Genomic DNA, 12,324 nt, shown 5'->3' with positions numbered 1-12,324 from the left:
GTATGAAAATCATGAGAAATGGCCTTCTCCTTTTGGTGTTATTTGCCCTGTATTACCTGATTCCTCTGGAATTTCGTCACCTGTGGCAGCCTGATGAAACACGATATGCCGAAATCAGCCGGGAAATGCTGGTCAACGGTAACTGGGTGGTCCCTCATTTTTTCGACCTGCGTTATTTTGAAAAGCCGATTGCGGGCTACTGGATCAACAATCTCAGTCAGCTGATCTTCGGCCATAACAACTTTGCAGTGCGCTTTGGCTCGGTCTTCTCCATCACGCTGACAGCCCTGCTGGTGTACTGGCTGACTCTGCGCGTCTGGCGGGATCGCGCCACGGCGCTGATGGCGGGCGTGATCTTCCTGACCAGCCTGCTGGTCTATGGCATCGGCACTTATGCGGTGCTGGACCCGATGATCACCCTGTGGCTGGTGGCGGCAATGTGCAGTTACTGGCTGGCGGTGGAAGCCCCGACAACCGGTAAAAAAGTGCTGGCCTGGCTGCTGATGGGCTTTGCCTGCGGCATGGGCTTTATGACCAAAGGCTTCCTGGCGCTGGCCGTGCCGGTGGTCGCTATCCTTCCGTGGGCTATTCAGCAGAAGCGGTTTAAAGAGCTGCTGACGTTCGGCCCGCTGGCGGTGGTTGGCGCGGCGGCGATCAGTGCGCCCTGGGCTATTGCTATCGCCCGGCAAGCGCCTGACTTCTGGCACTATTTCTTCTGGGTGGAGCATATCCAGCGTTTTGCCGAAGCCAACGCGCAGCACAAGGCACCGTTCTGGTACTACCTGCCGGTGCTGATCCTTGGCTGTCTACCCTGGCTGGCACTGCTGCCGGGTGCTTTGCGCAACGGCTGGCGTGACCGGCGGGAAAGTAGCGGCAGCTTCTATCTGCTGTGTTGGGTGGTGATGCCACTGCTGTTTTTCAGTATCGCCAAAGGCAAGCTGCCGACCTACATCCTGCCGTGCTTCGCGCCGCTTGCCGCGCTGCTGGCCAGACAGGCGATGCAGCTGATGGCGGTTAATGGCCGGGCGCTGAAGGTAAATGGCTGGATTAATCTGGTATTCGGGCTGATCTGTACCATTGTGGTGGTGGGTTTCCTTGCTCCGTGGGGAGTGGCGAAACATTCTGTCTACGGCCATCACGAAGTGCTTAAAGTTGCGCTGGCGGGTGGTGCCTTCCTGCTGTGGGGAATTTGTGGTTTGATCACCCTGAAATCCCCGACACAGCGCTGGAGCTGGGCGGCTTTGTGCCCGCTGGCGCTGGCGCTGGTGGTGGGGCAGGCAATCCCTGACCACGTGATGGACTCCAAGCAGCCGCAGCAGTTTATTCATGGTATGCGAAACGAAATTGCACCGAGCCGCTTCGTGCTGGCTAATAATCCAGGGATTGCTTCCGGGCTGGCATGGGAGCTACGACGTAGCGACATTCTGCTTTACGATCAGCCGGGAGAGGTGCAGTACGGCCTGAGTTATCCGGATGCGCAGGGCAGGTTAATCAAAGGGTCTGACTTCGCTCAGTGGCTCGAACAGTATCGTCGTGAAGGCAGCGTCACGCTGGTGATGTTGCTGTCCCGCACGGAAGACAATCCGGATGCCGACGTGCCAAAAGCGGACTTCAGCTATCGTCAGGGACGGCTGGTGATGTACCAGTACAAGCAGACGCCATGAATGCGCTACTGATCGCTTTTGCCAGCCTGCTGAGCTGCGCAGGACAGCTGTGCCAGAAGCAGGCCGCGCACCATGGCCTGTTAAAAGGCAAGTGGCATCTGCTGTTCTGGCTGGGACTGAGCGTAATGTTGCTGGGGTGTGCGATGCTGGTCTGGCTGATGGTACTGCAACAGGTGCCGGTAGGTGTGGCTTATCCGATGCTCAGTCTTAACTTTATCTTTGTCGTGCTGGCTGCCCGCTGGCTGTGGAAGGAACCTGTATCGCCACGCCACTGGATGGGGATCGGCCTGATCGTGGCCGGTGTGGCGGTGATGGGAGTGTACGCCTGATGGGGATTATGCTGGCGTTATGCAGCGTGCTGCTGGTCAGCGGCGCGCAGTTATTAATGCGCTGGGCGATGGTGAATCTGCCTTCCACCAGCGATCCAGTGGCGCTTCTCACCGCTTTGCTGGGGCTGTCTCCTGCCGCGCTGGGGTTGTTTGGCGGCCTGGCGGCTTACGCATTGTCGATGCTGTGCTGGTTCCTGGCGCTGCAGCGGGTGGCGCTGAGCAAGGCTTATCCGCTGCTCAGCCTCAGCTACGTGCTGGTGTGGGGCGCAGCACTTTATCTTCCCGCCCTGAATGAGCCGTTTCAGTGGGGCAAGCTGGCCGGTGTGATGCTGATTTTCTGCGGTCTGTTGCTGGTTTGCTGGCCCGCCGCTAAAGTAAAACGCTGACCTAATGTGTGATTAAGTTTCCCCTGGCAAACTGGCGCTATCTGCTTTCGGCGCTGGTGTTTGCGGGCGGCATTGTCCTGGTGGCCTTTGGCTGGCATATCTGTCACTTCAACGCCATCGCCTGTTTCTGGATTGCCTACATCCTGTCGAATCAGGGGGGGTGGTGATTGAGATCGAAGATACCGGCCCGGGTATTCCGCCAGAAAAACGCCAGCGTGTGTTTGATGCTTTTTACCGGATTGAAGGTAATGAAGAGACGGGGTCCGGGCTGGGATTATCGATTGTCCGTACGCTGCTCAACAGATTGCAGGGCGAAATTTTGTCAGGCCCGGCGGAGCGCTCGCCGACCGGGCTTAATGTCAAAGTCATTCTTTATCTGAGCGTATCACACTGAGAAGTTGAGATTAAAAAGAATGAAATGGCACTGGCTTGTCGGTATATTTGCAAATGATTATCGCTCTTATTTATATTCTCATGGAGACATTAAGTGACTATTCGTTCCTGGCTGTTGTTAGGCACCCTTGCGGCGTCGGCGGGCTGTGCCGCCACGACCTATCCGGTGCAGATTACCGATATGGATAATCAGAAAATCACCCTGAAGAAAGAGCCACAGCACGTCATTCTGCAGGACGGCCGCGATATCCTGTCGCTGGCGCTGCTGGACCGCGAAGATCCTTTTAAACGAGTGGTTGCCTGGAATAACCTGCCGAAAAAGCAGGACACACTAACCTGGGACCTGCTGAAGAAAACCTGGCTGGAAGCCACTAAAATCATCGACATGGGCTTTAACGACCAGGGGCAGGTGAATCTGGAGAGCGTGATTGCCGAGAAGCCGGATTTGATGATTGCCCAGCTGCGCGCCAAACCTGCACTGAAGCAGACCGGCGTGCTGGATACGCTGGCAAAACTGAATATTCCGGTGGTCTTTGTTGACTATGAGCTGCATCCTGCGCAGAACACCGCCAACAGCATCACCCTGCTGGGGACCGTGCTGAACCAGGAAGCCAGAGCGAAAGAGTACACTGACTTCTATCATCAGCACTGGGATGCGATGCAGCAGAAGATCGCGCAGATCAAGGATAAGCCCACGGTCTTTATCGAGCCTATCGCTGGTAACGCTGATAACTGCTGCTTTACTCATGGCCATAACGGCTGGGGTGGTCTGGTTGAAGCGGTTGGCGGGAAAAACATCGGCTCCAGCCTGCTGCCGGGCGCATCAGGGTTTGTAGCGCTGGAGAAAATCATCGCCATGAAGCCGGATGTTTATATTATGTCCGGCTCCAAACGGCCAAATAAGAACGTTCTGCCATTTGGTTATAATATTCCGCGTGAAGAAATTACCGCCACCTTTAATAAGCTCACCCGCCGTACCGGTCTGCAGCAGATTACCCCGGTGAAAGCGGGCAAGGTGTATGGCGTTTATCACCACTTCTACAACCACCCTTATAATATTATCGGTATGGAAATTCTGGCTAAGGATCTCTATCCGGCCCAGTTCAGCGATCTCAATCCGACCGCAGACTTCCATCAGATTATTTCGACGTTCACCAGACTTCCTGACGATCCGGTGACGCTGAGCTATTCTCCGCAGCAACAATAAGCGTTACGTTTTTAATGATGAAAAGGCGACAATGTGTCGCCTTATCGCGCTATGATCGGCCTGATAATATTTCCTCAGGCTGGTTAAAATTTTATGTCGCACTCTTCACCCCTGCTCGACGTGCAGGCTGTTTCCTTTGCGCAGGATGGCACCACACTGCTGGCACCTGTTTCGCTCCAGCTTGATGCCGGTGAGTTTATTTTACTGACCGGGCCTTCCGGCAGTGGCAAAAGTACGCTGCTGAAAATCATCTCCACGCTGCTTGAGCCTTCGGGCGGTGAACTCTTCTTTAAAGGCCAGCCGGTGAGCGGAATCAAACCCGAAAGCCACCGTCAGCAGGTCTCCTACTGTTTTCAGACTCCCGTGCTGTTTGGCGAAACGGTTTATGACAACCTGGCGCTGCCGTGGCAAATCCGGCAGAAAAAGGTCGATGTGGCAGTGCTGAAGCACTGGCTCAGGCAGGTCAACCTGCCGGAAGAGATGCTGGAGAAGAAAACGGGGCAGCTTTCAGGCGGGGAAAAACAGCGGGTGGCGCTATTGCGCAATCTGCAATTTCTGCCGGAGGTGCTGCTGCTGGATGAGATCACCAGCGCGCTGGATGAAGAAAACAAACAGATGATCAACCAGCTGATCGCCGGGCTGGTCAAAGAGAAGGGCGTGGCGGTGATTTGGATCAGCCACGATACCGCAGAAATCAGCCAGGCACAGCGGGTCGTGACGCTAGCCGCAAGCCGGGAAGGTGACGCATGAACCAGCATAATATTACCAATGAATCTCTGGGGCTGGCGCTGGTCCTGGTGCTGATTGCGCTGATCGTCAGCCGCAAAGAGAAGCTCGGCCTGGAGAAAGACATTGTCTGGAGCGTGTCGCGCGCGATCGTTCAGCTGATCATCGTCGGTTACGTGCTGAAGTACATTTTCGACCTGAATAATGCCTGGTTAACGGTGTTGATGGTGCTGTTTATCTGCGTGAATGCGGCGCTGAATGCCCGCAAGCGCAGCCGTAATATCGACCATGCGTTTACCCTGTCATTTGTCGCTATCACTATGAGCACCACGCTGACGCTGGTGATCCTGGTGCTGAGTGGATCGATTGAATTTATGCCGATGCAGGTTATCCCGATCTCCGGAATGATAGCCGGGAATGCGATGGTAGCGGTCGGGCTGTGCTACAGCAATCTGAACCAGCGCTTCAGTGATAATCGCCAGAAGATCCAGGAGATGCTGAGCCTGGGCGCTTCGGTTAAGGTGGCCTCTGGTTCGATCATCCGCGACAGCATTCGCAGCGCAATGATCCCCACCGTGGACGCCGCGAAAACCGTCGGGCTGGTGAGCCTGCCTGGGATGATGTCCGGGCTGATCTTTGCCGGTATCGACCCGGTGAAAGCGATTAAATACCAGATTATGGTCACCTTTATGCTGCTCGGCACCGCCAGCTTCTCGACCATTATCGCGGGCTATCTTGCCTACCGGCGCTTCTATAACGCCCGGGCGCAACTGAAGCAGGCAGTATGAGTTGTGGATGAATAAGGCGGACCCGAAGATCCGCCAGCAGAGGGCAATAATCAGAAGTTGATGTTGGCGCTGATACCGCCGATAAAGGCGTCTTTGACTTCGCTGACTGCACCCGGAGAGGCAACGTACTGCAGGTTTGGACGCAGGTTCAGCCAGTTGGTGACATGCGCGTTGTAGTAAACCTCGTAGTTGTATTCAGAACCGCTCTGGATTGGCAGATAGGTCGGGCTGTTGTAGTCGCCCATGCCGTTGTCCTGATTGGTCTGACGCAGCATTTTGGTGTAGTCATCATTGACATGAATACGGGCTGCGCCGACGCCAATTTCATCCTTCGGACGGGCATCAAACGGCCCTTTCCACACCAGCGAGACCGACTGATAGTTGTCGGTTTTCGAGGTTTTCTGATCGTTCATCACTGCCTGAACAGTGATGCCCAGCCCACGCTGGTTGTCGCCATCCATTGCGGTTAACTGTTGTTGTAACAGCAGGTAGCCGCCGTAGGAGTGGTTCTTCTGACCGTACTCGCCGTCGTTATAAGAGCTGTAGTTATCCCCGTTAACCGAGGAGTAGTACATCCCGATACGGTAGTTGCCAGGCAGCTTATCGGCACCGAACGCAGGCTGCCAGCCCAGTTCCACCGGCACCATGTTGCCCAGTGTCGGGCTGGTATCAAGGCGGAAACCATTGCCGGTATCGTAGTTGGACGGGGTCTGATTATAGAAGCCAACCTGGAAGAACACTTCCGGGGTGATGTTCAGTTTAACCCTGCCGCCCCACTGGGAAACCGGCCAGTTGTACCAGCGGTCGCCGCGCCAGTTACCGGCCTGGCCACTGCCGAAGGCCAGGTTCTGGAAGTTACTCTGGAAAGAGTCAAAATCCTCGCCGACAGTCACGCGACCGGCCTTCACTTCCAGCGCATGGTCAAAGAAGCCTTTATTCAACCAGAACTGGGTCAGACGCCAGGTTTGCCCACGCCCCCAGACTTCCTGTACTGAAGAGAGGCCACCCGAACGCGGGTCATTAATATACTGAGTTAAATCCTGACCGTTACGGCTGGTGATGGTTGCCTGAAACTGGGTGTCGTTCCAGTTCAGCAGTTTTTCCAGGTCCAGCGTGGTGCCGAAAGCCCACTGGTCGGTATAGCGCGCTGACGTTGACTGGTTATAACCACCGGAGAAGTTGCTGGCGGACTCCATGGTGTAGTTCACCTGGAAATCAACGCCATCCTGTTTCAGCTGGCTACGGGTGCCGTCCCAGTCGCCAAAGGCGTAGGGAGAATCCATGCTCAGCGGGGCATAATCTGCCAGCGCCTGGCCGGATGCCAGTAGTAAACCTAAACCACAGAACGCCACCGATCTTTTTAACGTGGTTTTTGGGAGGGTGCTTTTCATGATGGAAACCTTATTTTTATTGAGATAACGCTGTCCTTCTGGATGTCGGGCAGGCCAGATCGCAGCCATCAGCCACCGTTCAGCATTTTCTCCTGCACATAAGATGTACAGAGGGCGCAAAAACTGACGTAAGGTGGAATTGACGGCCAGAACAGAATGAATCAAAGCACCAAACAGAAATATGATCGTTATAAATAGTGCTGAAATGATTCTGCTGTTACCGGAAAAGATTAAATGTTCAGGCGGGATCACAGTTTGGCTGGAGGGGGGAAGGTCAGGGGAGGTGAAAATCGCCGATTATGTCAGAAAATGCTGGTAACGGGCGAAAAAAAGGCCGGTAAACCGGCCTGTTGGCTGTCATGCTGAAGGGAGATTTCTCCGGGCCAGCACTAACCCGATTTCATTCAGCGGCGGCCGAAAATCTTCGCTGCCAGGAAGCCGACACCGGCGGCAATAGCCAGCGACACAAACGGGGAGTCCTGGGTTTTACTCTTCACACAGTCCAGCGCGTCATCCACTGCATAGGATGCTTTGGCCGCTCCCTGTCGCACGCGGCCTTTGAACTCATGCTCTGGAGAATCGACAGCTTTACCAAACTGTTCCTGGCCTTTACCCAGCGCTTCATCGGCTTTATCGTTGGCTTTATCTAACAGACTCATACTGCCTCCTTCTGATGGCATGATTTCCTCATGAATGAACCTAAAGCTTAGACTATTACAGAAGGGTTACCGCTGCGGTTATGTGTAAAATTATGACTGATGTAAAGGAAAGGGGCCGACTGACGGCCCCTTTGAGTGTTGTTCAGCAGATCGTTAAGCTGTCAGTGTGACTTCATGCCCGCAGCTGTCATCATAAAGCGGAACAGGGTGGCAACGACACCAAGCGCCATCACGCTGCCGACATATATAGCCACCATCCACAGAATGCGCTTCCACGCCGGGGATTTTGTGATCTGTTGAGTCTGGTTTTGTACCATCATCATTTCCTCCAGAATAACTCTCTGCTTCACCCTGCCACTGACTCAACCACAGGGTGATATTGACGGGGATGAGCCCGAATAATCAGTGATAGCCTTCGTCCGGTTTGATTTTCCCGCGAAACACGTAGTAGCTCCAGAAGGTGTAAACCAGGATAACCGGAATAATCAGCAGGCCGCCGACCAGCATAAAGCCCTGGCTCTGCGGCGGTGAGGCAGCATCCCAGATGGTGATGTTCGGTGGAATAATATTGGGCCAGATGCTGATCCCAAGGCCGGTAAAGCCGAGGAACACCAGAGCCAGCGTTAACAGGAACGGCAAGTAGTGCGCATGACGTTTCAGCGCGCGCCACAGTCCCCATGAGGCCAACAGAACCAGCACCGGCACTGGCAGGAACCAGAACAGGTTGGGCAGGGTGAACCAGCGGTGCATGATGTTGGCGTGTTGCAAGGGCGTCCAGATACTCACCACGGCAATCACCGCCAGCAGAGCCAGCAGCAGAGGTTTGGTCAGCGCCGTCATTTTACGGTGCAGGCCGTTCTCGGTTTTCATGATCAGCCAGGTACTACCCAGCAGGGCGTACGCCGCCACCAGACCCAGGCCACAGAACAGAGAGAACGGTGTGAGCCAGCCCAGCTCCGGGCCGCTGTAGGCGCGGTTGGTTACTTCAAAGCCATTGATAATGGCACCCAGCGCCACGCCCTGACTGAAGGTGGCCATATAGGAACCCACAATAAAGGATTTGTCCCAGAATGGGCGGTGTTCTTCAGTCGCTTTAAAGCGGAACTCAAACGCCACGCCACGGAAAATCAGGCCAATCAGCATGATGGTCAGCGGCACTGACAGCGCATCGATGATCACCGCATAGGCCAGCGGAAAGGCGCCATATAGCGCCGCACCGCCCAGTACCAGCCAGGTTTCGTTACCGTCCCACACTGGCGCGACGGTGTTAACCATCATGTCGCGCTCGGTCGCATCTTTATTGAACGGGAACAGAATGCCGATACCCAGATCGAAGCCGTCCATCACGATATACATCAGGGTCGAGAAGACGATGATGGTGAACCAGATAATTGAGAGATCGATACCCACGTTATTTACCCTCTTCCGGCGAATTTAACTTTTCCTGCACGGCAGACAGCGGACGTGAAGGGGTGTGCGAAGTGCCAGGACCGCCTTCCGGGGTATGGTCACCTTCGCCCTGCACCGGGCCTTTCTTGATCAGGTTGAACAGGTAGGTATACCCCACGCCGAACACCGACATATACACCACGATAAAGGCGATCAGGCTCAGGCTCATGTGCAAATCGCCATGGGCCGACACCGCATCTTTAGTGCGCAGCAGGCCATAAACCACCCACGGCTGCCGACCAATTTCAGTGGTAAACCAGCCTGCCAGGATCGCGATCAGGCCTGAAGGGCCCATCAGCAGGGTGAACCACAGGAAAGGACGTGAGGTGTACATCCGGTCCCGGAAGCGTAGCCACAAACTGACCACACCCAGCAGTACCATCAGCATGCCCAGGCCGGCCATCACGCGGAAGGACCAGAAAATCACCGTGGAGTCCGGACGATCTTCTTTCGGGAAGGTCTTCAGCGCCGGAACCTGCTTATGCAGGCTGTGCGTCAGGATCAGGCTGCCCAGGTAAGGGATTTCCAGCGCGTATTTGGTTTTTTCCTGCTCCATGTCCGGAATACCGAACAGGATCAGTGGAGTAGGTTCACCTGGCGGGTTCTCCCAGTGGCCTTCAATCGCGGCGATTTTGGCTGGTTGATGTTCCAGCGTGTTCAGGCCGTGTGCATCACCCAGCATCGCCTGAATCGGGGAGACAATCAGAGCCATCCACAGCGCCATGGACATCATCTTGCGGATGGCTGGCGTGTCATTTTTGCGCAGCAGATGCCAGGCTGCAGAAGCCCCAACGAAGAAGGCGCTGGCCAGGAAAGCAGCGGTCGACATATGCAGCAACCGGAACGGGAAGGACGGGTTAAAGACGATCTTGAACCAGTCAACCGGGATCACGATGCCGTTCTGAATGGCATAGCCCTGCGGCGTTTGCATCCAGCTGTTAGACGCGAGGATCCAGAATGTGGAAATGATGGTTCCCAGGGCGACCATGCAGGTGGCGAAGAAGTGCAGACCAGGGCCGACACGGTTCCAGCCAAACAGCATTACACCGAGGAAACCCGCTTCCAGGAAGAAGGCAGTCAGCACTTCATAGGTCAGCAGCGGGCCGGTTACGCTCCCGGCAAACTGGGAGAAGCCGCTCCAGTTGGTCCCGAACTGATAGGCCATCACCAGACCGGATACCACGCCCATGCCGAAGTTAACGGCAAAGATTTTAGACCAGAAATGGTAGAGGTCGCGATAGTCCTCGTTTCTGGTTTTCAGCCATAACCCTTCCAGTACCGCCAGGAAGCTGGCGAGCCCGATGGTAATAGCCGGGAAGATAATATGGAAGGAAACGGTAAACGCGAACTGTATCCTTGCCAGGTGGAACGCATCTAATCCAAACATTGCTTACCTCGATCTAACATAAACTGCCTTTCTTTTTTATTTACCGACAATTAACAATCAAGCTACATATTCGGTGAGAACAGCCTGAGCTATGCCGGAATTTCATCGAAGGATTGATCCTGAGACCAATTCAGGAGAAGGAGTAGTCACAGTAATGGTGTTCCGGGCTATAACAGCACAAATCTTTGCGATGAATTGTTTCACCGTCTCGTTAAAGTATTTATCACAAGTGTTAAATTGAGATTGTAATTTGATGCCAGTGTGTAAAATAATTGGTTTTTTAACGGTTTTTATCCTCTGACAGGATTTTACAGAACGTTAAACAGCTGTGATCATGAATGAGAGTCGTATTCAGACCAGTGATGTATTCATTACCAGCTATAACTTTTTGGCGTGATGCTCGCGCGAATAAACGCACAAATTGGAAATTAATCGCCAGATTACCCCTTCGCGCTGTGGTGATGTTATTTTAATGTTGCAGAATGGAAGATGTGGGTTTAAATATTGCAATATTGATTGTTATCATCGGCCAATGGTTGCGCCAGGCAATCATTTCCTGCGCAAATTACTGTAAATGTTAAACCAGAAAAACGCATTTTGATTCACTGTGAATTGTTTTGTTACATTGGTGCGGGGTATAAGCTGAATTTTCTTGTTTGATGTCAAAGTATGGTTCGGAGATGTGTGATGCATGAACTGCGTTGAGGGAGAGGAAGAGAGGGCTCTCTTTTTAACATAAGTGCAGTTTTATCTGGCGTATGTGCAGACATAATGTCGCGCAATGAGTATTGGGGCAAATTAGCGGGAATGGTAAACTGGCAGGCAGGAGTCAGGAACATTTTCTATCTGCCAGCTTATTCCAATAAATGTTCCTGAAAAAAACATGGATTTTCAGGAGCATAATATGGAAATTAGAAATTTTTTAACAGACGACGTCAAATCCCTCGGCATTATGCTCTATGTCGATAATTCCCCCAAAATGTTGGAAGAATTCAGCTGGCTGTATAAAAGCTGGATTTACAGCGGCTGCTACCACACGTCTGATTTGCTTGTGGTACACCATCCTGAAGTGGGAAAAGATCTCCCCAATGAGCCGGGAATTATCCTTATCCCCTGTCTGCCAAAAGCGGTGGCAGGCACCCCTTTTGAGGATTATCACTTCTATAATTCAATTGGTTGTCTTTCCGGGGAGCATGTTGATGCCACTGCGGCTCAGTATGAGTACCTGTTGAGAACGGATGCCGATGTTTTTCTTACCCGCCATCTTGCTGATTTTCGCCCCAGCTTTCCGGTTCACGGACGCGGGCTTTATCACTCCAGCGACGATTTTAAAAACAATATGCTGAACTTCTGCCAGCGCCATGGCGTTAAGCATTTCTCCTCTTTCGGTTGTGGAAGCTCGCTACTGGCTTCTTCTGACCTGATGCTCCCTTTTCTGCGCCGACAAATCCACTGGTGCGAGGTACTGCTGGAAGCGTTTGGTAAAGATGAAAAGAACTGGGGGAAATGGCCAGGCTGGTTCCGTGGGGTGACGACGATGTACGCAGCAGAAATTGCCGCGAATGAAGCCTACTGGGAGATGCTGTATCGCGGGCGGGAGCGTATCCTCGATGTCGAGAGCGATCTTGATGAACTGATTGATTCTATGACACTTCATATCCATGCGGTGACCACTGACAGGTGCTTTTCTAAATACAAGTTGCGCGAAGGGGAGTATCAGTCGGTTGATCCTGACGCGCTCGATCGCAGCCGTATTCCACAATATTGTCAGTGGCTGGCGCTGGCAACGGTTGAGCAGGTTAAGCAGGAAGTGCGCTATCCCTGGTAGAAGGAAACGCGCGCCAATGGCCGGAAACGGCCATCTGTGTCAAAAATTTGATCTTCATCTCAAAATGTAAATTCCCCGTTAACAGGGCATTCCCGGTGTGGAATGTTACCGCTAACA

The 12,324-nt window shown here is 53.5% G+C and carries 14 protein-coding genes; 9 read left to right on the top strand and 5 right to left on the bottom strand.

What is annotated here, in order from left to right; translation table 11 throughout:
• Positions 1-2: 2 nt before the first annotated feature.
• From arnT to fetB, 8 genes are all read left to right on the top strand, one after another.
• Positions 3-1,664, top strand: coding sequence for a lipid IV(A) 4-amino-4-deoxy-L-arabinosyltransferase (gene arnT / locus GSQ70_RS17740; protein ID WP_158783775.1), 1,662 nt, complete (start codon positions 3-5; stop codon positions 1,662-1,664).
• A complete protein-coding gene (gene arnE / locus GSQ70_RS17735) occupies positions 1,661-1,993 on the top strand; it encodes a 4-amino-4-deoxy-L-arabinose-phosphoundecaprenol flippase subunit ArnE (protein WP_158783774.1) in 333 nt (110 codons plus the stop codon). Before arnT ends, arnE begins: the two co-directional genes overlap by 4 nt.
• Complete coding sequence (arnF, locus tag GSQ70_RS17730) at positions 1,993-2,379, top strand: 4-amino-4-deoxy-L-arabinose-phosphoundecaprenol flippase subunit ArnF (RefSeq protein WP_158783773.1); 387 nt, start codon at positions 1,993-1,995, stop codon at positions 2,377-2,379. The genes arnE and arnF overlap by 1 nt, the downstream gene beginning before the upstream one ends.
• 8 nt (positions 2,380-2,387) lie before the next feature.
• A complete protein-coding gene (locus tag GSQ70_RS26055; protein WP_233268342.1) occupies positions 2,388-2,546 on the top strand; it encodes a hypothetical protein in 159 nt (52 codons plus the stop codon).
• Positions 2,543-2,773, top strand: a complete 231-nt coding sequence (locus GSQ70_RS26050; RefSeq protein ID WP_233268341.1) for a HAMP domain-containing sensor histidine kinase — start codon at positions 2,543-2,545, stop codon at positions 2,771-2,773. Before GSQ70_RS26055 ends, GSQ70_RS26050 begins: the two co-directional genes overlap by 4 nt.
• A 99-nt stretch (positions 2,774-2,872) precedes the next feature.
• Complete coding sequence (locus tag GSQ70_RS17720; RefSeq protein ID WP_233268565.1) at positions 2,873-3,979, top strand: ABC transporter substrate-binding protein; 1,107 nt, start codon at positions 2,873-2,875, stop codon at positions 3,977-3,979.
• A gap of 93 nt (positions 3,980-4,072) precedes the next feature.
• Complete coding sequence (gene fetA, locus GSQ70_RS17715) at positions 4,073-4,729, top strand: iron ABC transporter ATP-binding protein FetA (protein ID WP_158783772.1); 657 nt, start codon at positions 4,073-4,075, stop codon at positions 4,727-4,729.
• On the top strand, positions 4,726-5,493 hold the full coding sequence (gene fetB / locus GSQ70_RS17710) for an iron export ABC transporter permease subunit FetB (RefSeq protein WP_158783771.1): 768 nt from the start codon (positions 4,726-4,728) through the stop codon (positions 5,491-5,493). The genes fetA and fetB overlap by 4 nt, the downstream gene beginning before the upstream one ends.
• A 50-nt stretch (positions 5,494-5,543) precedes the next feature.
• Here the strand turns inward: fetB and GSQ70_RS17705 are convergent, their stop codons facing one another.
• The 5 genes from GSQ70_RS17705 to GSQ70_RS17685 all read right to left on the bottom strand — a co-directional run bounded on the left by GSQ70_RS17705 (position 5,544) and on the right by GSQ70_RS17685 (position 10,379).
• The gene (locus GSQ70_RS17705) at positions 5,544-6,884 is read right to left on the bottom strand and encodes a carbohydrate porin (protein ID WP_158783770.1); all 1,341 of its coding nucleotides are present in this window, start codon (positions 6,882-6,884) and stop codon (positions 5,544-5,546) included.
• A 404-nt stretch (positions 6,885-7,288) separates the two neighbouring features.
• Positions 7,289-7,543 carry a CsbD family protein gene (locus tag GSQ70_RS17700; protein WP_158783769.1) on the bottom strand — a complete coding sequence of 85 codons (255 nt, stop codon included), beginning with the start codon at positions 7,541-7,543 and terminating at the stop codon, positions 7,289-7,291.
• A gap of 161 nt (positions 7,544-7,704) precedes the next feature.
• Entirely contained in the window at positions 7,705-7,866 is a 162-nt protein-coding gene (locus tag GSQ70_RS17695) for a DUF2474 domain-containing protein (protein WP_370521077.1), read from the bottom strand.
• Positions 7,867-7,945: 79 nt separating this feature from the next.
• Entirely contained in the window at positions 7,946-8,953 is a 1,008-nt protein-coding gene (gene cydB, locus GSQ70_RS17690; RefSeq protein WP_158783768.1) for a cytochrome d ubiquinol oxidase subunit II, read from the bottom strand.
• Position 8,954: 1 nt separating this feature from the next.
• A complete protein-coding gene (locus GSQ70_RS17685; RefSeq protein ID WP_158783767.1) occupies positions 8,955-10,379 on the bottom strand; it encodes a cytochrome ubiquinol oxidase subunit I in 1,425 nt (474 codons plus the stop codon).
• Positions 10,380-11,283: 904 nt separating this feature from the next.
• On the opposite strand from GSQ70_RS17685, the gene GSQ70_RS17680 reads away from it, so the two are divergent.
• Complete coding sequence (locus tag GSQ70_RS17680) at positions 11,284-12,207, top strand: hypothetical protein (protein ID WP_158783766.1); 924 nt, start codon at positions 11,284-11,286, stop codon at positions 12,205-12,207.
• Positions 12,208-12,324: the final 117 nt, after the last annotated feature.

The sequence above is a fragment of the Pantoea sp. BAV 3049 genome, assembly GCF_009765445.1.
Taxonomy (GTDB): Bacteria; Pseudomonadota; Gammaproteobacteria; order Enterobacterales; family Enterobacteriaceae; genus Erwinia.
This window is presented reverse-complemented; position numbering and strand designations above follow the sequence as displayed.

Bases quoted from the DNA above. Each gene is read 5' to 3' on its own strand.
- GSQ70_RS17685 (WP_158783767.1), bottom strand. From the start codon at position 10,379: ATGTTTGGATTAGATGCGTTCCACCTGGCAAGGATACAGTTCGCGTTT.
- fetA (WP_158783772.1), top strand. From the start codon at position 4,073: ATGTCGCACTCTTCACCCCTGCTCGACGTGCAGGCTGTTTCCTTTGCG.
- GSQ70_RS17705 (WP_158783770.1), bottom strand. From the start codon at position 6,884: ATGAAAAGCACCCTCCCAAAAACCACGTTAAAAAGATCGGTGGCGTTC.
- arnF (WP_158783773.1), top strand. From the start codon at position 1,993: ATGGGGATTATGCTGGCGTTATGCAGCGTGCTGCTGGTCAGCGGCGCG.
- arnE (WP_158783774.1), top strand. From the start codon at position 1,661: ATGAATGCGCTACTGATCGCTTTTGCCAGCCTGCTGAGCTGCGCAGGA.
- GSQ70_RS17700 (WP_158783769.1), bottom strand. From the start codon at position 7,543: ATGAGTCTGTTAGATAAAGCCAACGATAAAGCCGATGAAGCGCTGGGT.
- fetB (WP_158783771.1), top strand. From the start codon at position 4,726: ATGAACCAGCATAATATTACCAATGAATCTCTGGGGCTGGCGCTGGTC.
- arnT (WP_158783775.1), top strand. From the start codon at position 3: ATGAAAATCATGAGAAATGGCCTTCTCCTTTTGGTGTTATTTGCCCTG.
- GSQ70_RS17695 (WP_370521077.1), bottom strand. From the start codon at position 7,866: ATGATGATGGTACAAAACCAGACTCAACAGATCACAAAATCCCCGGCG.
- GSQ70_RS17680 (WP_158783766.1), top strand. From the start codon at position 11,284: ATGGAAATTAGAAATTTTTTAACAGACGACGTCAAATCCCTCGGCATT.